Annotated in this window: 20 protein-coding genes; 10 read left to right on the forward strand and 10 right to left on the reverse strand. The window is 71.9% G+C overall.

Going from position 1 to position 21,298, the window contains the following annotated elements:
• Nucleotides 1–59: 59 nt before the first annotated feature.
• Genes ACH442_RS15530 through ACH442_RS15540 form a run of 3 tightly spaced genes read right to left on the reverse strand, consistent with a single transcriptional unit; the run spans nt 60 to nt 2,279 of the window.
• Nucleotides 60–803, reverse strand: a complete 744-nt coding sequence (locus ACH442_RS15530) for a M23 family metallopeptidase (protein ID WP_396338674.1) — start codon at nt 801–803, stop codon at nt 60–62.
• Entirely contained in the window at nt 770–1,270 is a 501-nt protein-coding gene (locus ACH442_RS15535) for an SAM-dependent methyltransferase (protein ID WP_396339005.1), read from the reverse strand. Before ACH442_RS15535 ends, ACH442_RS15530 begins: the two co-directional genes overlap by 34 nt.
• Nucleotides 1,179–2,279: a phosphatidylserine/phosphatidylglycerophosphate/cardiolipin synthase family protein gene (locus ACH442_RS15540; RefSeq protein WP_396338675.1), complete on the reverse strand. Its 1,101-nt coding sequence runs from the start codon at nt 2,277–2,279 to the stop codon at nt 1,179–1,181. Before ACH442_RS15540 ends, ACH442_RS15535 begins: the two co-directional genes overlap by 92 nt.
• 160 nt (nt 2,280–2,439) lie before the next feature.
• Between ACH442_RS15540 and ACH442_RS15545 the strand changes: the two genes are divergently transcribed.
• Nucleotides 2,440–3,042, forward strand: coding sequence for a response regulator (locus tag ACH442_RS15545; RefSeq protein ID WP_396339006.1), 603 nt, complete (start codon nt 2,440–2,442; stop codon nt 3,040–3,042).
• Here the strand turns inward: ACH442_RS15545 and ACH442_RS15550 are convergent.
• From ACH442_RS15550 to ACH442_RS15560, 3 genes are read right to left on the reverse strand one after another with little or no spacing between them, the layout of a single operon-like run.
• Nucleotides 3,039–4,589 carry a hypothetical protein gene (locus ACH442_RS15550; protein ID WP_396338676.1) on the reverse strand — a complete coding sequence of 517 codons (1,551 nt, stop codon included), beginning with the start codon at nt 4,587–4,589 and terminating at the stop codon, nt 3,039–3,041. The two genes, ACH442_RS15545 and ACH442_RS15550, sit on opposite strands and share 4 nt — an antisense overlap.
• Nucleotides 4,586–6,532 (reverse strand): sensor histidine kinase, encoded by a 1,947-nt coding sequence (locus ACH442_RS15555; RefSeq protein WP_396338677.1) that lies wholly within the window; start codon nt 6,530–6,532, stop codon nt 4,586–4,588. Before ACH442_RS15555 ends, ACH442_RS15550 begins: the two co-directional genes overlap by 4 nt.
• Complete coding sequence (locus ACH442_RS15560) at nt 6,529–7,143, reverse strand: D-alanyl-D-alanine carboxypeptidase family protein (RefSeq protein WP_396338678.1); 615 nt, start codon at nt 7,141–7,143, stop codon at nt 6,529–6,531. Before ACH442_RS15560 ends, ACH442_RS15555 begins: the two co-directional genes overlap by 4 nt.
• A gap of 33 nt (nt 7,144–7,176) precedes the next feature.
• Between ACH442_RS15560 and ACH442_RS15565 the strand changes: the two genes are divergently transcribed.
• Genes ACH442_RS15565 through ACH442_RS15585 form a run of 5 tightly spaced genes read left to right on the forward strand, consistent with a single transcriptional unit; the run spans nt 7,177 to nt 12,523 of the window.
• A complete protein-coding gene (locus ACH442_RS15565) occupies nt 7,177–7,353 on the forward strand; it encodes a hypothetical protein (protein ID WP_396338679.1) in 177 nt (58 codons plus the stop codon).
• A 60-nt stretch (nt 7,354–7,413) separates the two neighbouring features.
• The gene (locus tag ACH442_RS15570; protein WP_396338680.1) at nt 7,414–9,573 is read left to right on the forward strand and encodes a molybdopterin oxidoreductase family protein; all 2,160 of its coding nucleotides are present in this window, start codon (nt 7,414–7,416) and stop codon (nt 9,571–9,573) included.
• Nucleotides 9,574–9,612: 39 nt separating this feature from the next.
• Nucleotides 9,613–10,158 carry a PadR family transcriptional regulator gene (locus ACH442_RS15575; protein WP_396338681.1) on the forward strand — a complete coding sequence of 182 codons (546 nt, stop codon included), beginning with the start codon at nt 9,613–9,615 and terminating at the stop codon, nt 10,156–10,158.
• 3 nt (nt 10,159–10,161) lie between these two features.
• Entirely contained in the window at nt 10,162–11,814 is a 1,653-nt protein-coding gene (locus tag ACH442_RS15580; protein WP_396338682.1) for an acyl-CoA dehydrogenase, read from the forward strand.
• A gap of 19 nt (nt 11,815–11,833) precedes the next feature.
• Nucleotides 11,834–12,523, forward strand: coding sequence for a DUF6308 family protein (locus ACH442_RS15585; protein WP_396338683.1), 690 nt, complete (start codon nt 11,834–11,836; stop codon nt 12,521–12,523).
• Here the strand turns inward: ACH442_RS15585 and ACH442_RS15590 are convergent.
• On the reverse strand, nt 12,509–12,724 hold the full coding sequence (locus ACH442_RS15590; protein WP_396338684.1) for a 3-hydroxyacyl-CoA dehydrogenase NAD-binding domain-containing protein: 216 nt from the start codon (nt 12,722–12,724) through the stop codon (nt 12,509–12,511). The two genes, ACH442_RS15585 and ACH442_RS15590, sit on opposite strands and share 15 nt — an antisense overlap.
• 141 nt (nt 12,725–12,865) lie before the next feature.
• Here ACH442_RS15590 and ACH442_RS15595 point away from each other — a divergent pair, with 141 nt between their 5' ends.
• Both ACH442_RS15595 and ACH442_RS15600 read left to right on the forward strand, forming a co-directional pair.
• Nucleotides 12,866–14,674: an AMP-dependent synthetase/ligase gene (locus ACH442_RS15595; protein WP_396338685.1), complete on the forward strand. Its 1,809-nt coding sequence runs from the start codon at nt 12,866–12,868 to the stop codon at nt 14,672–14,674.
• A 33-nt stretch (nt 14,675–14,707) separates the two neighbouring features.
• Nucleotides 14,708–15,361, forward strand: a complete 654-nt coding sequence (locus ACH442_RS15600; protein WP_396338686.1) for a DUF4232 domain-containing protein — start codon at nt 14,708–14,710, stop codon at nt 15,359–15,361.
• Between the two features lie 67 nt (nt 15,362–15,428).
• Here ACH442_RS15600 and ACH442_RS15605 read toward each other — a convergent pair whose 3' ends face one another.
• The gene (locus ACH442_RS15605; protein ID WP_396338687.1) at nt 15,429–15,710 is read right to left on the reverse strand and encodes a hypothetical protein; all 282 of its coding nucleotides are present in this window, start codon (nt 15,708–15,710) and stop codon (nt 15,429–15,431) included.
• Between the two features lie 44 nt (nt 15,711–15,754).
• The gene (locus ACH442_RS15610) at nt 15,755–17,353 is read right to left on the reverse strand and encodes a glycosyltransferase family 4 protein (protein WP_396338688.1); all 1,599 of its coding nucleotides are present in this window, start codon (nt 17,351–17,353) and stop codon (nt 15,755–15,757) included.
• 100 nt (nt 17,354–17,453) lie between these two features.
• Between ACH442_RS15610 and ACH442_RS15615 the strand changes: the two genes are divergently transcribed.
• Together ACH442_RS15615 and ACH442_RS15620 are read left to right on the forward strand one after the other, a co-directional pair.
• Nucleotides 17,454–18,713: a glycosyltransferase family 4 protein gene (locus ACH442_RS15615; RefSeq protein ID WP_396339007.1), complete on the forward strand. Its 1,260-nt coding sequence runs from the start codon at nt 17,454–17,456 to the stop codon at nt 18,711–18,713.
• Nucleotides 18,714–18,811: 98 nt separating this feature from the next.
• Nucleotides 18,812–20,308: a glycosyltransferase family 2 protein gene (locus tag ACH442_RS15620; RefSeq protein ID WP_396339008.1), complete on the forward strand. Its 1,497-nt coding sequence runs from the start codon at nt 18,812–18,814 to the stop codon at nt 20,306–20,308.
• Here the strand turns inward: ACH442_RS15620 and ACH442_RS15625 are convergent.
• Nucleotides 20,244–21,221, reverse strand: a complete 978-nt coding sequence (locus ACH442_RS15625) for a glycosyltransferase family 2 protein (RefSeq protein ID WP_396338689.1) — start codon at nt 21,219–21,221, stop codon at nt 20,244–20,246. The genes ACH442_RS15620 and ACH442_RS15625 overlap by 65 nt on opposite strands.
• Nucleotides 21,222–21,298: the final 77 nt, after the last annotated feature.

Consider the following 21,298-nt stretch of genomic DNA (forward strand, 5'->3'; position numbering starts at 1 on the left):
GGAGCGGCGGAGGGTGACCCCGGCGGAGAGGGGACCTGAAGAACGTGATCGTCAAGGGGTCAGGCGCCGGCGGGAGCTTTCTTCGGGCAGCCGTTGGCGGTCTGCCACTTCTTGATCGCGGCGACCGGCGACTTGTTGGTGCCGGCTTTCCACGCGTCGAGGTACGGCCAGGGGTAGATCGCGCCGCGCTGGGTCCACCAGTCGCCGACCTTGGCGCACGGCGGGGAGATGCCGAAGTGCAGGTGGCACGCGCTGGCGTCGCCGGTGTCGCCGATCTTGCCGATGGTCTGGCCGGCGGTGACGCGCGCGCCGACCTGGACCTTGGCGTCGATCTTCGACAGGTGGGAGCCGTAGTAGCGCACGCCGTCGTCGCCGAGCAGAGAGATCGACAGGCCGCCGCGGGTGTCGCCGGCGTTGACCGACGCCTTCCACCTGTCGACGCGGTTGACCACGAGGATCGTGCCGTCGGTGACCGCGCGGACGGTGTTTCCGCAGTTGGTGATGATGTCGCTGGCCGGGTAGTCGTGGTGGGTGCGCGCGTACGAGTTGTTGCCGACGACCGGGAAGACGTATTTCAGGTTCTTCTTCGTGGTGGCCGACGGTGACGGGGACGCGCTGCTCGGCGTGGCGGCCGGGGGTGCGCTGCCCGTGGCCTCGAGTGCGGGGGCGGGCGCGTCGGAGGTGGTGACCGGGGCGGCCGAGGAGCCCTGGCTCACGAAGTACGGCTCGTCGCTCTTGCCGCCGCAGGCTGCCAGCGCCAGCGCGGTCATCATGGCCGTGACTCCGGCCACGAACTTGCGCATCGTGCCGTCCCCTCCCTGCCGGTCGGACACCGCGGCCGCGACGCCCGACCGCCCACTCTAGGGAAGTTCAGGGTTTGCGGCCAACCGCGCCGTGGATCGGGACCTCCCGGGCGGCGGGACGCCGCTGCGCGGGCACGGGGGGAATGCCAGTCGGAGACGATCGTCACGCCCGGTTCGACGAGATCGAGACCGGTGAAGAATTCACTGAACCGGGCGTGGGCGCGGCGGTATGCGCCGCGCTGCCCGTTGGCGATCATGTGGTGCGCGACCGCGACCTCCTCCGGTGACGAGTGGTCGAGCGCAGGACTGCGACCAGCATCAGGCCGACCGGGCGGCCCAGGTCGCCGAGCACATTCCCCTCCGCAGACATGGATCTCAGGCGGGGCGGGACAGCTCCGCGATGATCCGGTCGATCTCCGCCGAGGCGTAACCGGCGAGCCGCTTCTGGGCCGCGATCGCGTTCTGATCCGTTTCCTCCAGGTCGCCGAGGACCACGATGTTCTCGTCGTTGAGGGTGGCCGCCGGTGCGGTGTAGTTGAAGCTGCCGACGACAGTGAGCTGCTGATCGATCACCATCAACTTGTGGTGGATCTTGCGGACGCCGTTGCCGGGCGTGTTCTCGAACAGTTGCGCCCCGGCCTCGCGCAGGAACTCGGTCGCGGCCCACTTCTGCGAGCCCTGCCCGCGATCCAGGACCCCGCGGACCGGGATGCCGCCCTTGAGCATCACGGCCATCGTGTCGTCGATGCCGGACGACTGCGCGAACGTGAACATCGCGAAGTCCACCCGCGACGAGGCCTTCAGCATCTGCTTCATGATCTCCATCTCCGGGCCCTGCTCGGGCGCGAAGACGGGCTTGACGCGGATCCCGCCGAGGCGGAACTCCCGCGGTTTCGGCTCGTGACGTTCGTGCAGGTCACCGAAGGTCCCGGAGCGCAGCCGCTCGAACTCGGCGAGGTAGAGGTCAGCCGCCGGCCTCCCGTGCAGCACGACGACGTGGTTGAGGTTGTTGCCCGGCTTGTCCAGCACGTCCGGCGGGTTGGTGCCGGTGTCGGTGTGCGTGAAATTGGCCGAGCCGGTGAGCACCGCCGCGGTCGGCTTCCCCGGGTCACGGACGATGAACTTCTGGTGGAAGATGTTCGGGTTCAGGTCGGTGACCAGGTCGATCCCGGCTCGCAGCAGCGCCGCGTGGATCGCCCGGTTGCCCTCGTTCTCCCCGCCGGCGACCCACGGGTCGAGCAGCGGCTTCGCCTCCCGCAGATAGTCGCCCTCCAGGATGATCTGCGTCCGGACCCGGCGCGCCTCGGCGGCCAGGATCGCACCGGCGATCAGCCGGGAGTCCAGCTCCTGCACCGCGACCAGCAGGCGGGTGGTCGCGCCGTCGATGAACGTGCGGATGACAGCGTCCAGGTCGTCCGGCCCGCCCAGCACCGGCGGACCCGCGTAGAACTCGATTCCTCCCAGGTCGACGCCCATGCGCCAAGTGTGAGCCGGTCCGGTGACGACGGAGTGTCGGCTGAGCGACGACCGCCCCTGGTGCATCCGGAAGGACTACCCGCGTGGGTACGGACGGTCAGGCGCCCTGACACCGTTTTTATCGGCCGCCGTTAATCTGACGTACGTGACGGTGCGCGTGATGGTCGTCGACGACCACCCGATGTGGCGGGACGGGGTGGCCCGCGATCTGGGTGAGGCCGGTTACCACGTGACCGCGGCGGTCGGCGAGGGCGAGCAGGCGCTGCGCGTGGCCCCGGCGGCCCGGCCCGACGTGGTCGTGCTCGACCTGCAACTGCCGGACCTGCCCGGCGTGGCGGTGATCCGCGGCCTGCGCGACATCCTGCCCGACGTGCGGATCCTGATGCTCTCGGCCAGCGGCGAGCAGCGCGACGTGCTCGACGCGGTGAAGGCCGGCGCCACCGGGTACCTGGTGAAGTCGGCCGGGCGGCAGGAGTTCCTGGACGCGGTGAGACGGACCGCCGAGGGCGAGCCGATCTTCACGTCCGGGCTGGCCGGGCTGGTGCTCGGCGAGTACCGCAAGCCGGGCGGCCCACGGCTGACCGAGCGGGAGACCGAGGTGTTGCGGCTGGTGGCGAAGGGGTTGTCGTACAAGCAGATCGCCGAGCGCCTGGTCCTGTCCCACCGCACTGTGCAGAACCACGTGCAGAACACTCTCGGCAAGCTGCAGATGCACAACCGGGCCGAGCTGGTCCGCTACGCGATCGAGCAGGGCTTCTCCTAAGTCTCGTCGCGCAGCAGCCGGCGCAGGGCCGCGTCCTCCTGCCCGGCGAGCTCGGCCAGCCGCGCGTCGCTCTCCTGCCGCTGCACGAGCGAAAGAATGTGCAGTACGCCGTCGTGGATCGGCCGGGCCAGGCGGACGCGTTCCGCCTCGGCGGCCTCGTGACGGATCTGCTCGGCGTGCTTGCGCTGCGCCCAGCGTTCGGAAAGGTGCCGCGCGACGCCCAGCCCACCGACGGCCGCCGCCGTGACCAGCAGCACCAACCCTGTGGTGGGAAGGTGCTCGGCGGCGTTCAACGTGTCGTTCGCCGGCTGGCCGTCCGCCTCCAGGTAGGTGGCCTCCAGCGCCTGCACCAGCCCGGAAGCCATCAGCCCGGCGAGCGGCCCGTGGACCGCCGGCAGAGAGCGCCGCTCGGCCAGCACGGGGGTGACCGCGACGGCCACCGCGGTCACCGCCGCCACGACCAGGACCAGCAGGATCACGGCGGGGACGGTGCGATGCTGCGTGCCGATCAGATGCCCGGCGCCGCCGGTGGTCGCGTCGGCCACGAACAGCGACAGCGCGGCGGCCACGCACAGCGCACCGGCCACCGCGGGTGGCCGGCGGGAGGCGGTGACGGCGAGACCGAGCGCGACCCCGGCCAGGGCACCGAGCCATCGGGCGGTGGAGTTCTCCGCCAGCGCGAAGTAGATCACCAGCAGCGGCGCCGCCGGCGCGGTCTGGGCGAGCGTCATGGTGAGCGCACCACCGAACGACCACAGCCCGGCGGCGGCCGTGATCCCCAGCGCCAGGACCAGACCGGCGACGCCGGCCAGAGCCGCCAGGATGTACCGCTGACCGGCCAGCTCACCCGGGTCGAGACCGAGTAGGCCGGCCGCGTCTTTCCGCGACACCTGTGACAGCGGGATGATCGTGAACAGGGCAAGGCCGGTGACGACGGCGGAACGGATCCGGGGCCACTGCGCCCCGCCGGCCCGCGGGTCGGCGTTCTCCCGGTCGGCCCACTGCACCCGCCACGCGAACGCCAGCAGCCCGAACGTCGCCACCACCAGGCCGCCGCACAGCACGACGACGTAGGCAGCACCGACGTGCCTGCCGCTGCCGATCAACGCGGTGCCGAGCAGCCGGAACCCCAGAGCCAGACCGGCCATCGTCGCGCCCCAGCGGTGCGCACCACCCCGCCACAGGGCCTGCGCGCAGGCCAGCACCCCGATCAGCGCGAACGCGTGGGTGATCGGGCCGGTGAGGAACACCAGCACCCCGAGCCCGCGCGGCAGGACGCCGAACTCGATCAGCAACTGCGGACCGCTCAGCAGTGCGGCCACCAGCAGCTGGTAGGGCCACCAGCGCAGCATGAGCAGGCTCAGCACGATCGCGGCGAGCGGTGGGCCGATCACCAGCGGCGCCAGCCCGGCCGGCATGCCGTAGTAGTAACTGTTGCCGGCGGCCGGGATCATCGCCAGCCCGGTGCTCGCTCCGAACGGCGCCGCGGGGAGCAGCAGGCAGCCGCTCAGACCGGAGACGATCGCCGGGAGGCGGTAACGGTTCATCGGGGCAGCCAGAACTCGACCTCGGTGCCGTCCCCCGGGCGGCTGTCGATCGTCATCGTGCCCTTCAGATCGGTGATCCGGCCGCGCATCGACTGGACGACGCCGAGCCGCCCGTCGCGTTCCGCCTCGGCCAGCCGACCCGCGGGAATGCCGGCGCCGTCGTCGCGCACGGTGACGCGGACGCCGTCGGTCTCGTCCTCCAGCAGGATCCAGGCCCGCGCCCCGTCGCCGGCGTGCCGCCGCACGTTGTCCAGGGCCGACCGCACCGCGGCGACCAGTTCCTCCGCCTTCGGCCCGGCCAGCGGCACCGCCTCGGCCGGCGTGGCGACCTCGACGCCGGGGACGGCCAGCGCGGCCAGCGCCGCCCGCAGGTCGGTCCGGCCGCCGGCCGGCCCGTCCGGCACGAGCGTGCCGCCACCGGCCAGCAGCCGGCGCAGGGCCGCCTCCTGCTCACCGGCGAGCGCGGCCAACTGCGAACCGCCGTCCTGCCGCTGGACCATGGCGAGAACCTGCAGGACGCCGTCGTGGATCGGGCGGGCCAGGCGGTCCCGCTCGGCGGCGGCGGCCTCGCGGCGGATCTGCTCGGCGCGTTTGCGTTCGGCCCAGCGTTCGGCCAGGTAGTGGGCGACGCCCAGACCGCCGACCGCGGCGCCCGCGACCAGCGTCAACAGGGCCGACGTGTTCAGGTGCGACTGCGCGTTCAACGTGCTCGACCGGGGCAGCCCGTCAGCCTCCACGTAGGTGGCCTGCAACGTCTGCCACCCGGCCCCCGCCATCACGCCGGCCAGCGGGCCGAGCACGGCCGGGATCGAGCCACGCGGCGCCAGGGACGGGGCCGCCGCGGCAACGACCGCGACGGCCGCCGCGGTCATCAGCACCTCGATGACCAGGGCCGGGACGACCCGCTGGCGCTCGGCGATCCGTTCCGGGTGACCGGTCGTGGCGGCATAGGCGATGAACATCGCGGTGGCCGCGGCCACCGTCAGCCCGCCGGCCACCGCCACCCGCCACCGGCTGAGGACGACCGAAGCGCCCAGCACCACCCCGGCGAGCGCGCCCTTCCAGGCCAGGTCGGTCCGGCTCAGTGCGTAGAGAGCCAGCCCCAGCGGCGTCACCACGGCCGCCTGCAGGGTCGCCACGGTCAGCGCACCGCCCAGCGACCGGAGCCCGGCCAGGGCCGCCAGCCCGGTCGCCAGCACCAGGGCGATCGCGCCGATCATCGCCACCTGGGCGTACGGGTGCCGCTGCAGCGTGAACGCGTCCACGCCCATCAGCGCGGCGACCTCCGCGGTGGACAGCCGGGACAGCGGGAGGGCGAGCGCCATGACCAGCGTTCCGGCCAGCGGCACCCGCCACCGCTGCCGGGTGCCGCCGGGCGGTCCGGCCGCCTGCGCGTCCACCCGGTGCAGCCGCACCAGCGCCACCAGAGCGCCGGCCAGACCGGCCCAGATCAGGGCCGACCGTGCGGACGGATACGAATAGGGCTGGTAGTACGTCTCGGAACCCGGCAGCGCCGAGTCGAGCACCCGCGCGCCCAGCGCCAGTCCGGCCATCATCGCGCCGAGCCCGGGCGCCCCACGCCGCAGCAGGCTCTGCGCGCACGCCAGCACGCCGATCAGCGCCGCTGCCTGCGGGACGTAGTGAACACTCAGCCCGACGACGTAGCCGCCCGTGCCGGCCGGGGCGACCGCCTCCCAGCCGGCGGTCAGACCGGCGACCGCGATCAGGAACGGCCACCAGCGCAACAGGAGCAACGACAGCCCGACCGCTGCGATCGGGGCGACGGCGAGCACCCATCCCGTGCCGTGGTACTCCTGACCGCCGCCGGACAGCGCGAACAGCGGCAGACCGGTCGCCTCGGTCGTGGGCGCGGAGGCGAGCAGGAGACAACCGCTCAGACCGGCCAGCAGTGCCGGCCACCGCCCGGACCATGACGCATTCACGCGGCTGAGCATGTCAGATCGAGATGCGTCACCGACTCGGCCAGCCGGAGGAGGCGGCGGTCGCGGACACCCGGGTGCGGCAGGCGCGGGGGACGACCGCCGGGGCGGTACTCGAAGTGCCACCACTCGTTGTCGTACACCCGGTAGAGGCTGTGCAGCGCCCCGTGCCGCTCCAGCCACCGTGCCCCTTCCGTGGGCCGCACGTCGATCGCCGTGCCCGCGACGTGCCGCGACTCCTCCGGCGGAAGCGCCCACCGCCGCCCCTCCGCGACCGACCCGCAGCGCCGCACCTCGGCCAGGTAGAGCGCGGTCTGCGTGTCCCGGTCGCGGTAGCCGGACGTCAGACCGAGCAGCACCCCGTGCTCCCACAGCGCGCGGGTACGGGCCGCCTCGAACGCGGCGCGTGCGTCCGGGCGGAGCCCGTCCAGGCTCTCGGCCGGGAAACGCGCGGCCAGCGCCCACCGGCAGGCGGTCTGCCGGGCCCGGCCGGGCGTGGCCAGGGCCGCCGCCGGGGCCAGCGCGAACGCCAGCATCCGGGTGGCCGCGGCATAGACCGGGTCGCGTCGCCGGGGCGGCTCGGCGGCCGCCCGTTCGGTGTCGTGCTCGTGCATGTACTCACGATCTCGGCTCGTACGCTCACGTTCATGAGTACTCGTACTCATATCGTTCCGAACGTCCGGCGGCGACTCCGTCCCGGGCCTCGCGTCGCCGCGGTGGTGCTGATCGTCGCCGCCGTGCTGGCCACGGTGTTCGCCGGGTCCTTCCACGTCGCACCGACCCGCGCGGGGGCCGCAGCCGGCCCGGCGCGCCGCGCGGGTTGACTCGGCCCGCCAGCCGTTGATACTCGTGGGTAACAACGGCTGGAAGGCTGGTGAGACGTCATGGTGGACGTGAATCGCACGGCGTACCGCACGTGTCCGCTCTGCGAGGCGGCCTGCGGCCTCGAGATCGGCGTTGCCGGGGACACGGTGACCGCCGTGCGCGGCGACCGTGACCACGTCTTCAGCCACGGTTTCATCTGCCCGAAGGGTGCGACGTTCGGCCAGTTGTCCGGCGATGCCGACCGGCTGCGGCGGCCGCTGGTGCGCCGGGACGGGCAGCACGTCGAGGTCTCCTGGGACGAGGCGTTCGCGGTGATCGAGGCCGGCCTGCGGCCGATCGTCGAGGCGCACGGCGGTCAGGCCGTCGCCGCGTACCTGGGCAACCCGAACGTCCACACGATGGCCGGTGGCCTCTACATCACGCCCCTGCTGAAGGCGCTCGGCACCCGGAACGTCTTCTCCGCCAGCACGGTCGACCAGATGCCGAAGCACGTGTCGTGCGGCTACCTGTTCGGCAGCCCGCTCGCGATCCCGGTGCCGGATCTGGACCGCACCGATTTTCTGCTGATGCTCGGCGCCAACCCGTGGGAGTCGAACGGGAGTCTGGCGACGGCTGCGGACTTCCCGGGCCGGCTCAAGGCGATCCAGGCGCGCGGCGGCAGGTTCGTGGTGGTCGACCCGCGCCGGACGCGGACCGCCGAGCACGCCGACGAGCACCTGTTCATCCGCCCCGGGACGGATGCGTTCCTGCTCTTCGGGATCGTGCACACGCTGTTCGCGGAGGGGCTGGTCGATCCGGGGCGGCTCACGGCGTACGCGCAAGGGGTTGATGATCTTCAAGGTCTTGCCGTTGATTTCGCGCCGGAGGCGGTGGCCGGGATCTGCGACGTGCCGGCCGAGCGGGTGCGCGGGCTGGCGCGTGAGCTGGCGGCCGCCCCGACCGCCGCGGTGTACGGGCGGATCGGCACGTGCACGGTCGAGTTCGGCACGCTCACGAGCTGGCTGGTGGACGTGATCAACGTGCTGACCGGCAACCTGGACCGGCCCGGCGGGGTGATGTTCCCGCTGGGCGCGCACCTGCGACCGGCGGCGAAGCCGGGTGGGAAGGGGTTCACGACCGGGCGCTGGCGCAGCCGTGTGCGCGGGCTGCCCGAGGTGAAGGGCGAGCTGCCGGTCGCGACCCTCGCCGACGAGATCGAGACGCCGGGGGAGGGGCAGGTCCGCGCGTTCCTGACGGTCGCCGGGAACCCGGTGCTGTCGGCGCCGAACAGCGGGCGGCTCGACCGGGCGCTGGCCGGGCTGGACTTCATGGTCAGCGTCGATCCGTATCTGAACGAGACGACCCGGCACGCGGACGTGATCCTGCCGCCGATGGACGCCACGCAGAAGGGGCATTACGACTTCTCGTTCCTGGCCCTGGCGGTGCGGAACTTCGCGGCGTACTCCCCGCCGATCTTCCCGGCCGACCCCGGTGGCATGGACGAGGTCGACATCCTGGCCCGTCTGATCCTGATCGTGACCGGTCAGGGCGCCGGCGCCGATCCGGCCGTGCTGCACGAGCGGATGCTGGCCCAGGCGCTGCAGAAGGCCGGGCTGGCGGAGGCGTCCGGGGACGGTCCGGCGGAGCGGCTGCTGGACGTGGCGCTGCGGTCCGGTGCGTACGGCCTGTCGCTGAACGACCTGATCGCGGCCCCGCACGGCGTCGACCTCGGCCCGCTGCGGCCCAGGATCCCGGAGGTGCTGCGCACGCCGAGCGGCCTGATCGAACTGTGCGCCCCGCCGCTGGTCGAGGAGGTCGCCCGGCTGCGCGCGGCGCTGGACCGGCCGCGCCCCGGGCTGGTCCTCATCGGTCGCCGTCACCTGCGTTCGAACAACAGCTGGATGCACAACGTCCCGGCCCTGGTGAAGGGCCGGTCGCGATGCACTCTGCAGGTCCACCCGCTGGACGCGGACCGGCTGACGCTGGCCGACGGGATGGCGGCCGCGGTCAGTTCGCGGGCCGGGTCGCTGGCGGCGACGGTCGAGGTGACCGACCGGGTGATGCCGGGCGTGGTGAGCCTGCCGCACGGCTGGGGGCACGACCGGCCCGGCACCCGGATGGCGGTGGCGGCCGAGCACGCCGGGGTGAACTCGAACATCCTCACCGACGAGCTGATCGTCGATCCGCTCTCCGGCAACGCGGTGCTCAACGGCATTCCGGTGGAGGTCAAGCCCGCCTGACCGCTTGCTATGCAACGAGTTGCATAGCAAGATGCGGGCATGGCGCTGGAGCACGCGATCCTGGTCTCCCTGCTGGAGCGGCCCGGGTCGGGATATGAGCTGGCCCGCCGCTTCGAGCGGTCCATCGGCCGCTTCTGGACCGCCACCCACCAGCAGATCTACCGGGTGCTGAAGCGGATGGAGGCGGACGGCTGGGTCACCGCCGTCGACGTCGGGCAGGACGGCCGGCCGGACAAGCGGGACTTCTCGGTCTCGCCGGCCGGTCGCGACGTGCTCACCGGCTGGCTGCGCGAGCCGGTGCAGCCCGAGGCGGTGCGGCACGACCTGGCCGTGAAGGTGCGCGGGGCGGCGTTCGACTCCGCGGACGGGCGGGCGGCGCTGATCGACGAGGTGGTGCGGTATCGCGCCGAGCACGTAGAACTGCTGACGCGCTACCTCGCCGGAGAAAGACGCGATTTCTCCGGAAGTGACCTCACCGAGGGCGAGCGCCTCCAGCACGTCGTGCTGCGCGGCGGCATCGCCTACGAGCGGATGCTCCTCGACTGGCTCGACGACGTTCTCACCACCCTTCGAGAGGAAGCCTGAACAGTGCTGTTCAACCCGAACACGGCCGACTTCGCGCAGTTCGACGACGAGACGCGCCGGCTGCTGCGTGCCACTGTCGGCTTCTTCGAGGAACGCGGGAAGAAAGCGCTGATCGAGCGCTACATCAACCGCTCCTGGTACGACGACTTCCTCGCCTTCTCGGCCGAGGAGGGGCTGTTCGCCACATTCCTGACGCCCGGTGGCGGCGACAAACGCTGGGACACCGCGCGCAACGCCGTGCTCAGCGAGATCCTCGGCTTCTACGGCCTCGACTACTGGTATGTCTGGCAGGTGACCGTTCTCGGTCTCGGGCCGGTCTGGCAGAGCGCCAACGCCGATGCGCGGGAACACGCGGCCCGGCTGCTCGACGAGGGGCACGTGATGGCGTTCGGGCTGTCCGAGCGGGCGCACGGGGCCGACATCTACTCCACCGACATGGTCCTCACGAAGACCGATTCCGGGTACGTCGCCAACGGCACCAAGTACTACATCGGCAACGGCAACGTCGCCGGCCTGGTCTCGGTGTTCGGCCGGACCGACGACGGTTACGTGTTCTTCAAGGCCGACAGCCGGCACCCCGGCTACCACCTGATCAAGAACGTCGTGAACAAGCAGATGTACGTCAGCACGTTCGAGCTGCGCGACTACCCGGTGCGGGAGGAGGACGTCCTGCACACCGGGCAGGCCGCGTTCGACGCCGCGCTGAACACCGTCAACATCGGCAAGTTCAACCTGTGCACCGCCGCGATCGGCATCTGCGAGCACGCCATGTACGAGGCGGTCACGCACGCGCACCAGCGCATCCTGTACGGCAAGCCGGTCACGAACTTCGCGCACGTGCGGCGGGAGCTGTCCGACGCGTACGTCCGATTGATGGCCATGAAGCTCTTCAGTGACCGGGCCGTGGACTACTTCCGCTCGGCCGGGCCGGACGACCGCCGCTATCTGCTCTTCAACCCGATGACCAAGATGAAGGTCACCACCGAGGGCGAGCGGGTCGTCGACCTGATGTGGGACGTGATCGCGGCCAAGGGCTTCGAGGCCGACACCTACTTCGACAAGGCCGCGATGGACATCCGTGGCCTGCCCAAACTCGAGGGCACGGTGCACGTGAACCTCGCGCTGATCCTCAAGTTCATGCCGAACTACCTGTTCAACGCGGCTGACTACGAGCCGGTACCGGAACGCAGGGACGCGGCCGACGACGAGTTCCTGTTCCGGCAGGGGCCGGCGCGCGGCCTGGGGGCGATCAGGTTCCACGACTGGCGCGAGGTCTACGACCGGTACGCGCACCTGCCGAACGTGGCACGGTTCCGGCAGCAGGCGGACGGGTTCTGCGAGCTGCGCATCGCCGAGGAGCAGTACCAGGATCTCGACTTCCTGCTCTCGGTCGGCAACCTCTTCGCGCTGATCGTCTACGGACAGCTGATCCTGGAGAAGGGCGCCGACGCATACCTGCTCGACGAGATCTTCGCGGTGCTGGTGCGCGACTTCAGCCAGTACGCGACGGACCTGCACGGCAAGACGGCGACCACCGACGAGCAAGCGGCGTGGGCGCTCGCGCAGGTGCGGCGGCCGGTCGCGGACGAGGCCCGGACGGCGGCGGTGTGGGAGCAGGTGCTGGCGCTCGTCGGCGCGTACGAGATGCGGCCGTAGAAAAACGCTATAAACAGGCATGGCCGTTGACCTGCTCGACGTCGTCCGGGCTGACCGGGCGCCCGGCGACCTCGCCGCCTACTTCGCCGAGACGGGGGAGCGGCGGTACACCGGGCGCCGCTTCGACGCGTTCGCGGACGGCGGGGACCAGCCCGCCGTGCGCGACGTGATCACCCCGGAGGATCTGCTCGCCGTCCAGGCGCTCTCCGCCGTGATCCCGGCCGAGACCATGTTCGCGCTGCTCGACGGCGAGCTCGGCCGGCAGATGACCGAGCTGCTCGCGCGGGTGCCCACCGACCTGGAACTGGGCACCCGCGACGCCCGCAAACAGGTCGGCAACCAGAGCGCCGTCTCCGAGGCGTGGAGCCTGCTGCGCGACCGGCCGGACGTCGGGTTCGTGCGGGCCGGCAAGCTGATCGCGCGCAAACGGCCGCACCTGATCCCGGTTTACGACCGGGTGATCCGCTGTCTCTACGGCCGGCCGCAGCAGGTGTGGCTGCGGCTGCACGACCGGCTGGCCGGCGACGGGGCGCGACTGCGGGGCGAACTCGCCGCCCTGCGGACCCGGGCCGAACTGCCGCCCAGGCTCAGCCTGCTGCGGGTGCTCGACGTGGTGCTGTGGATGAGCCACCACGAGGAGCACCGCGAGCAGGACTGCCCGGGGTTCGGCACGATCTCGCTGGACTGGGTGCACTCAGCGGAAGAGTGATCCCTCCTCGGCCTTCTCGAGCAGCAGCGGGGGCGGGGTGAACCGGTCGCTGTACCGGGCGGCCGGCTCGCCGGGCCGCTTCCTCCGAGACATTCTCAGTACGACGTCCAGCCCGGCCCGCGCGCGCACGTCGGCGATGCCCGCGCCCGTCATCCCGGCGCCGAGCACACGTACGCCTCGGTGACCATCGCGGCGTCCCACCGGTCACCGTCGGTATGTGATTCCGGATTAACTTATTCCTGTATTTCTGCTTCCTGTCAAGGGTGCGATTCTCCAAAAGAGACTCTTCACGTGACGTCGGTCACCGTCTACTGTTCCGACCGGAAGCTGAAGGAGGCAACCGTGGATCCCTCCCTTGCCCGACGGTGCGCCGACACCGCTCGAGGGCTGACCGTCCCCGTCCTGGTGCACCGCAATGCCACCGAGTTCGGTGACCTGCCCGCGCTGAGCACGCTGGGCGTCCCTGGCACCCTCACCTGGCGCGAGCTGCGCGACCGGGTCGCCGGGCTCGCCCGCGGGCTGGCCGGCCTCGGGCTGGGCGCCGGCGACCGCATGCTGATCATGATGTCCGGCCGGCCCGAGCACTGGATCGTCGACCTCGCCGCCGTGCACCTCGGCGCCATCCCGTCCACCGTCTACGCCACGCTCGCCCCGTCGCAGCTCACCTACGTGGCCCGGCACAGCGGGGCGAAGATACTCGTGCTCGAGGGCGAGGCCGAGCTCGCCCGCTGGGGCGAAGCCCTCGCCGCGCTGCCGGAGATCGAGCACGTGATCGTGCTCGACGAGAAACTCACCGGCGACCGGCTGGTCGGCCTGGCCGAGGTGGCCGCGCGCCCGGCCGACCCGGAGGCGTTCGAGAAGGCATGGCGGGAGATCCGGCCCGAGCAGCCGGTCACGCTGCTCTACACGTCCGGGACGACCGGCGACCCCAAAGGCGTGGTGCTCACCCACGCGAACGTGATCTACCAGTCCGTCGTCCTGGAAGCGACCGTCGAGACGCCGGATCACGCGCCCTCGCTGGCGTACCTGCCGCTGGCGCACATCGCCGAACGAATGCTCGGCGTCTACAACGCGATCTACCGCGCCGGGCACGTCACCATCTGCCCCGACCCCGCGCAGCTGCTCGCCGGGCTGGTCAGCGTACGGCCCGTCACGTTCTTCGGCGTGCCCCGGATCTGGGAGAAAATGGTCGCCGGCATCCAGGCGCAACTCGCCGGCGCCGAACCGGCCGTGCGCAACACGGTGGAGACCGCCCGCGAGGTGGCGCTGCGGGCGTACAAGCTGCGCGGCGCCGAGCAACCCGTCCCGCCCGAGCTGCGCACCCGCCTCGACCTCGTCGACACCCGCGTGCTGCGCCCGCTGCGAGCGCGGCTCGGCCTGGACAACGTCGTCTGGCCGGGCAGCGGTGCGGCGCCGATCCCGGTCGACGTGCTGCTCTACCTCGCCGGGATCGGCATCGACGTGCTCGAGGTCTGGGGCATGACCGAGACCACCGGCACCGCCACGATCAACACGCCCGGCCGGTTCCGGACCGGGACGGTCGGCCGGGTCAACCCCGGCATGGAACTCAAACTCGCCGAGGACGGGGAGATCCTGGTCCGCGGGCCGCTCGTCTGCGCCGGGTACCTCCAGCCGGACGGCAGCGTCGCGCCGGTCACCGACGCCGACGGATGGCTGGCCACCGGGGACGTCGGCACACTCGACGCCGACGGCTTCCTGACGATCACCGACCGGAAGAAAGAACTGATCATCAGCTCCGGCGGGAAGAACATCGCCCCGGCCCAGATCGAGAACCTGCTCCGCGCCCACCCCCTGATCGCGCAGGCCGTCGCGATCGGCGACCGGCGGCCGTACGTCACCGCCTTGATCGTCCTCGACGAGGAGACCGCGCCGCTCTGGGCCACGCGACAGGGCATCGCGGACACGTCACTCCCGGCACTGTCGGCCGACCCGGCCCTGCTTGCCGAGATCACCACGGCGGTGGCCGCCGCCAACACGCGGCTGTCCCGGCCCGAGCAGGTGAAACGCTTCCACGTGTTGCCGCACGGGTGGACGCCGGAGAGCGGCGAGCTGACGCCGACGCTGAAACTGCGGCGGAGGATCGTCCACGACCGGTACGCCGAGGCGATCGGAGACCTCTACACGGCGTGACGGGAGTTGCAGCGAGCGGGCAGGATGGGCCCGGTGATCGTGAACCGGCTCCACCTGTCCGCCGCCGTGACGGCTCTCGCCGTGCTGCTCGCCGGGTGCGCGCGACCAGGGGAGGAACGCTCCACCGGGACCGTCGAGGCCGCTGACGGTGTGTCGAACAGCGTCGTGCCCAGCTCAGCTCCCGGCGCCGCGGCCAGTCCGCAGCCGACGGCGGCGGGCTGCCCGCCCGAGGGCGTGCGCGCGGCCGTGGGGACCGGCGACGCGGCGGCGGGCCTGCGGGTGCTCGGCATCACCCTGACCAACTGCGGCAAGGGGACGTACACGATCGACGGGTATCCGGTGGTGCGGTCGCTCGACGAGGACCGCACGGCCCTCGACGTGAAGGTACTGAAGGGCGTCGGCGAGATCACCGGGCCGAACCCGGATTGGGACGCGCCGCCGAAGCCGGTCACGCTGAAACCCGGCCAGCAGGCGGCTTTCGTCGTGGCCTGGCGCAACACCTACGACGACCTCAGCCAGGGGCCGGTGACCGTGAGACACCTGGAGGTCGCCCCGCTGGCCGGTCGGCCCGTACAGGTGATCGACCCGGACGGCGGCCTCGACCTGGGCAGCACCGGCCGGATCGGCGTCAGCGCGTGGCAACTCGTCGCCGATCCCACGGCGTCGCACGCTGGCCCGCCCGTCTAGGTTCTGTTCATGGGCGACGCGCTCACCTCGGCAGATGACGGCGTCCGGCGACCGTCGGTCGATCCGGTCAGCGTGCCGGCCGGTCGTGGTGGGTGATCGTCCAGCGGTGGGCGGCGCGGACCTCGTCGAGTGCACCGGAGCCGACGAGGTGGACCATGACCGGGTCACCGGCGTCGGCTCCGGCGGCGATGCCGGTGGCGCAGCGGTCCTGCCACCACAGGACCGTTCCGGCGGCGATGCCGGTGCCGCAGCGGTCCTGCCACCACAGGACCGTGTCGATCAGGCCCGCGCGGGAGGTCAGGCCGTAAGCGGTGGTGATCACCTCCAGGCGCCGCACGGTGTCGCCCACGCGGACGACCGCGGTGAGGAAACCGCCGGGCAGGGGCTCCGTCCTCAGGTGAGTTTGCGGACGATGCGGCGGGCGGCGCGGGCGGTGGCCTCCGGCAACGGTGATCCGGTGCCGTTGCGGCGGGCCGGGAGGGGCATCGGGGCGCCGCCGGTGTGGCCGCCGGAGTACGCCTCGGCCAGCCGCGCCGCGACCGCGTCCCGCCCGTAACGGTCGTTGAGCGTGTCCCGCGCGCCGGTCAGGTCAAGCTCGGCCCAGCGGCCCTTCAACCGGCGGTACGCCTCGACGATCACGCCCGGGTCGGTGGTCGGTGCGAACACCGCCCCGGCGGTGTCGTGCAGCCCGGCCAGCGTCTCCGCCGGGCCTTCGCTGAGGGCGACCAGGACCGGGGTGCCGGTGGCCAGGGCTTCGACGATCGTCATGCCGAACGTCTCCCGCACGCTGGCGTGGGTGAGCACGTCGTGCTCGTGCAGCAGCGCCGAGACCTGTTCCGGCTCGACGGGGGCCCGCCGGATGATCCGGCCGGTGAGCCTGGCGGCCAAGGCCCGGGCGTCGATCTCGGCGGCGAGCGGGCCGGCACCGACCAGGGTCAGAGTCAGCGCGGGGTCCTCGGCGGCGAGCCGGGTGAACGCGTCGATGAGGGTCAGCACGCCCTTGTGCTCCATGAGACGACCCAGGTAGAGCCAGCGGTTCGGGGCGGTGGGCGGCGACGGGCGGACGGTGAACGTGCTGAAGTCGATCACGTTCGGGACGACGTGCAGTTTGGCCGCGTGTCCGGGGAAGTAGCCGGCGACCTGCGCGCGCAGGCTCTCGCTGACACAGAGCAGGGCGTCGGCGCGGTCCAGCATCTCGGCGTACCGGCGCTGCGCACCGGGCTGGGCGAAGACCTTGGCCAGGAACGTGGAGTGCTCGGTCACCACGACCCGGGCGTCGGGGCGGGCCAGCCGGGCGGCCACCACCCCGGCCATGATGCCGGTGTGCGCGTGCACGACCGGGGCCTCGATGCGGCCGGTAGGGAGGGCGGCTCTCAGGGCGGCGGTCTGTTCATCGCCGTACGCCAGATAGTCGCCCCCGGCCGGGGTGGGAACCGCGACCCTGGTCACCTCGGCCTCCGGCTCGTCGAGGACGACCGCATTGCCGGAGCGGACCGCCTGGCGCTCCGCGGCGACGCCGAGCAACTGGCCGCGCAGGCGTCCCGGGGGGTAGAACCAGCTCTGGGTGTGCAGCACGGAGACGCGCGCGAAGCGGTCGCGGACCGCGCCGGTCGACGAGCGGACGAACGCGCCCGCGAACGGGTCGTCGGGCGACGGATACCAGGGCGTGACCACGGCGAGATCGGCCGGGGCGGTTTGCCGGTCCGGCTCGGGGGAAGGTTCGAGACGCACGTCCAGGCCGTAGACGGCGGCGAGGGCCTCGGCGTCACCCGCGTAGGTGACCTCGGCCTTCCCGGCCAGCCGCCGGGCCTCGGCGCGGGACGTCACCGGCCGCAGCTCGACGGACTTCGCGACGGATACGGTGTCCCAGGCCGGATCGTCGGTGCGGACGAGAGTGACGGTGTGGCCCTCGGCGGCGAGCCGGGCGGTGTGGGCAGCGGCAGCGCGGAGTCGCCGCGTCCCGAGAGCCAGGTAGGTGATGTTCATACTCATCCGGGGAGGGGGGTCGGGTGAACGAGAGCTTCGTACGGGGACCCTTCTTGATCTCCGAGGGTCGGGGTGACCGTACACTCGCGCCATCATGAAGGTTGTCATGCTCGTCGACAACGGGGTGCACGGCGATTCGCGGGTCCAGAAGACCGCGCGGTCGGCGGCCGAAGCCGGTTGGAACGTAACCCTGCTGGGCTGCTCGCCCGACGGCGCCGAGCACCGCTGGCGGATAGGTGACGCCGAGGTGCGCCTGCTGCCGATGGGGGGCGGCTCCTCCGGCGGTGGTGGCGGTGGTGGCCTCAAGCGCAAGCTGGTCGAGCGGGGCGGGTTGCCGCTCGCGATGGCCCGCAAGGCGCGCCGGCCGGTCGAGCGGGCGCAGGTCCGTTACTGGCTGGGCAAGGAGGGCGACCGCGCCTGGCGGCGGCTCGAGCCCGGGCTGTGGAACTACGAGCGCGCGTTCGGCAAGGTGATCGACGAGCTGGCCCCGGATCTGATCCACGCCCACGACTTCCGGATGCTGGGCGTCGGTGCGCGGGCCAAGCAGCGGGCGGCCGAGGCGGGGCGGAACGTCAAGCTGGTCTGGGACGCGCACGAGTTCCTTCCCGGGGCACGGCCGCGGCGTGACAACGCCCGCTGGCTGCCGGCGCATCTGGCCTACGAGCGCGAGTACGTGCCGTACGCGGATGCGGTGGTGACCGTCTCGGATGCTCTCGCCGATCTGCTGCAGAACGAGCACAACCTGGCCCGGAAGCCGGGTGTGGTGCTGAACGCGCCGGCCCGGACCGCCGACGAGAACGTGCCTGACCTGCGTGAACTGTGCGGGATCGGGCCCGGGACGCCGCTGCTGGTCTACAGCGGCTCGTCCAGCCCGCAGCGTGGCCTGGACACGATCGTGGAGGCGCTGCCGTCCCTCCCGGGGGTGCATCTGGCACTGGTCGTGCAGGATCCGTCGGCGCCGCACATCCGGGCCCTTCTGAAGGGCAACGTGCACGCCGTCCCCTATGTCCCGGCCGACCAGGTGTTCCGTTTCCTCGCCCCCGCCGACATCGGGGTGATCCCGATCCACCACTGGCCGAACCACGAGATCGCGCTGATCACGAAGTTCTTCGAGTACTCGCACGCGCGGCTGCCGATCGTGGTGAGCGATGTGAAGGCGATGGCCGAAACCGTTCGCGCCACCGGGCAGGGCGAGGTGTTCCGGGCCCGGGACGCGGCCGATCTGGCTCGGGCGGTCCGCGCTATTCTCGCGGACCCGAAGCGCTACCGGGCGGTCTACGACGGGCCGGACAGCCCGTTGCCCGGCTGGACGTGGGAATCGCAGGCGGACCGCTTGAACACGATCTATCAGGAGCTTCTGGCATGAGCGAGCTTGCGAGCGATCCCTCCGGCTCGGCCGGGGGTCCTGCGCCGAAGCCCGGGCAGGGCCCCGACGTCACCGTCGTCGTCGCGGTCTACAACACGATGCCGTACCTGACCGAGTGCCTGAACTCGCTGGTCCGGCAGACCATCGGGGCCGGCCGCATGCAGATCGTCGCGGTCGACGACGGCTCCACCGACCGCAGCGGCGCCGAGCTGGACCGCTTCGCCCGCCGCCACCCGGGCCTGTTCACCGTCATCCACCAGGAGAACTCCGGTGGCCCGGCCGGCCCGTTCAACCGCGGGATCGAGGCGTCGACCGGCCGCTACGTGTTCTTCATCGGCGCCGACGACCTGCTCGGCCCGGAAGCCCTGGAACGCCTGGTGAACGCGGCCGACGAACACGGCTCGGACGTGGTGCTGGGTCGCGTCGTCGGCGTCAACAGCCGGCACATCTACCAGGACATCTACCAGCGCAGCGAGCCCGACCTCGACCTGTTCGACTCGCCGCTGCCGCGGTCGCTCGCCAACACCAAGCTGTTCCGCCGTGAGCTGCTGGAACAGCACACGATCCGGTACCCCGAGGACATGCGGATCGGCAGTGACCTGCCGTTCACCCTCGCGGCGTGCTTCCACGCCCGCAAGATCTCGGTGCTCGCCGACTACGACTATTATTTCGCGGTACGTCGTTTCAGCGCGACCAACATCACGTACCTCAGCCGGCACGGCCTGCGTATCGAGACCGTGGACAAGATCGTCACGTTCGTGGCAGACCTGATCGAGCCCGGCCCCCGTCGCGACGCGATCATGGTCCACCGCTTCGACCACGAGGTGGCCCGTCTCCTCGAGGACGACGTGCTCAAGCTCGACCGCCCGACGCAGGAGCAGCTGCATGCGACGGTGGGGCGGCTCGCCGGGGCGTACCTGACCGACTGGATCGCCGATCGGCTCGGCCCCGAGACCCGGATCCGGCTCGCCGTCGCCCAGCATGGTCAGCTCGACGACTTGCTCGCGGTGATCCGGCAGGACGCCGAGGAGGGCGTGCCGCCGACCGCGGAACGGGACGGGCGCCGCTACGCCGCGTATCCGGGCTTCGGCCGGCTGCCCGACGCGTGCTTCGACGTCACCGACGTCCCGGACTGGGACGCCAAGCTCGACGCGACGTCGTTCACCTGGGCCGACGACCACCTGGTGATCACCGCCACGGGCGGGCGCCCGCAGAGCGTCAGCGCCGAGGAGATCCCGGCAACCGTCACCGTGCGTGATTCCGACGTGCTGATCCGGCTGGATGTGGCCGAGGTGCTGGCCCACAGCGGGGACTCCGGCCAGCGCCGGGCGGTCTCGGCGCAGCCGGGCCCGTTCGACCCGGCGCACGCGCTCGGCGCGCAGACCGCGACCGGTGCGGCCGGGGCGGCGGCGGTCCGCGCGGCTCGTGCCCGGATGCCGCGGCCGCTGGTCCGTCGCCGGGGTGGCCGCCTCTTCGCGATCGCCCCGACCGTCGACGAGTCCGGCCGTCTGATGATCTCGGTGGTGCCGCTCACCGCCCGCCGGGTGCTGGCCCGCCTGCCGCGCCCGTCCCGGTTGAAGCGCGCCGCCGGCTGAGGACCGCGTCGCGCAGTTTGCTCCGCAGGCCCGGCGGCAGGGCCCAGATCTGCAGGTAGGTCAGGTAGTCGACGGCGCCGGGACGCCCCCGGCGCGCCTCGGCCAGGACCTCGCGGAACACCGCGAAGCTGCGGGTGGTCGCGGCCATCGAGCCGAGCACGCTGGTCGCGAACGCCGCGTACGCCCGCGGGGTGAACAGCGGCCGGCTGGCCCGCAGCCACTCCAGTTGCTCGCGCCACGGCATCTCCAGGCTGATCCGCTCACGGTCCTCGTCCTGGTGCCACAGGACGAGCGGCTCCGGCGCGAAGATCAGCTCGGCGCCGCCGTGTCTCGTGGCCCGCAGTGTCCAGTCCAACTCCTGCTGACGGCGCAGGCCGACGGTGAACGGCACGCGGCGGAACAGCTCGGTCGGGGCGAGGATCGTCGAGGTCTGGATGAAGCCGTCGCCGTAGAACAGGCCGCGACGCACGGTCAGGTACTCGCTGAGCGGCTCGCCCGGCTCCGGCAGCCGCCGCGGCATGATCGAGTCGGCGCGCGGGGTGCGGTTGATCAGCCGGCTCGCGACGATCGGCGTGGTCACCGCTTCTTTCGCCAGTTCCAGCTGCACGGCCAGTTTCTGCGGCAGCCACTCGTCATCGTCGTCGAGATACGCGGTCCATCTGCCCCGCGCGCGTTCGGCGCCGACGTTCCGGGCGTTCGGCGCGCCGCCCCGCTCGGACAGCACCTCCACGCGGACCCGGTCGTCGCCGAGCGCGGTCAGCGCCTCGACGGTCGCGTCGTCCGGGCCGTCGACCACCACGACGACCTCCAGCGACGGGTGGGTCTGAGCGAGCGCGCTGCGCACCGCGCGGGTCACGAGATCGGGACGGAAACGGGTCGGGACGACCACGCTCACGTCCGGTTCAGCCTGCATCCTCCGAACGTAGAGGGCTGTCCGCGCCACCGGGGTGCATCGCGCGGGGCGTGTCGGGCCGGAGGCCGGCCGGCCGA

Source organism: Actinoplanes sp. NPDC020271 (assembly GCF_044388125.1).
Classification (GTDB): Bacteria; Actinomycetota; Actinomycetes; order Mycobacteriales; family Micromonosporaceae; genus Actinoplanes.

Excerpts from the sequence above, each read along its gene's own strand:
- ACH442_RS15625 (WP_396338689.1), bottom strand. The coding sequence starts at position 21,221 with ATGCAGGCTGAACCGGACGTGAGCGTGGTCGTCCCGACCCGTTTCCGT.
- ACH442_RS15565 (WP_396338679.1), top strand. The coding sequence starts at position 7,177 with ATGAGTACTCGTACTCATATCGTTCCGAACGTCCGGCGGCGACTCCGT.
- ACH442_RS15540 (WP_396338675.1), bottom strand. The coding sequence starts at position 2,279 with ATGGGCGTCGACCTGGGAGGAATCGAGTTCTACGCGGGTCCGCCGGTG.
- ACH442_RS15530 (WP_396338674.1), bottom strand. The coding sequence starts at position 803 with ATGCGCAAGTTCGTGGCCGGAGTCACGGCCATGATGACCGCGCTGGCG.
- ACH442_RS15560 (WP_396338678.1), bottom strand. The coding sequence starts at position 7,143 with ATGCACGAGCACGACACCGAACGGGCGGCCGCCGAGCCGCCCCGGCGA.
- ACH442_RS15610 (WP_396338688.1), bottom strand. The coding sequence starts at position 17,353 with ATGAGTATGAACATCACCTACCTGGCTCTCGGGACGCGGCGACTCCGC.
- ACH442_RS15615 (WP_396339007.1), top strand. The coding sequence starts at position 17,454 with ATGCTCGTCGACAACGGGGTGCACGGCGATTCGCGGGTCCAGAAGACC.
- ACH442_RS15550 (WP_396338676.1), bottom strand. The coding sequence starts at position 4,589 with ATGAACCGTTACCGCCTCCCGGCGATCGTCTCCGGTCTGAGCGGCTGC.
- ACH442_RS15575 (WP_396338681.1), top strand. The coding sequence starts at position 9,613 with ATGGCGCTGGAGCACGCGATCCTGGTCTCCCTGCTGGAGCGGCCCGGG.
- ACH442_RS15585 (WP_396338683.1), top strand. The coding sequence starts at position 11,834 with ATGGCCGTTGACCTGCTCGACGTCGTCCGGGCTGACCGGGCGCCCGGC.
- ACH442_RS15570 (WP_396338680.1), top strand. The coding sequence starts at position 7,414 with ATGGTGGACGTGAATCGCACGGCGTACCGCACGTGTCCGCTCTGCGAG.
- ACH442_RS15545 (WP_396339006.1), top strand. The coding sequence starts at position 2,440 with ATGGTCGTCGACGACCACCCGATGTGGCGGGACGGGGTGGCCCGCGAT.
- ACH442_RS15620 (WP_396339008.1), top strand. The coding sequence starts at position 18,812 with ATGCCGTACCTGACCGAGTGCCTGAACTCGCTGGTCCGGCAGACCATC.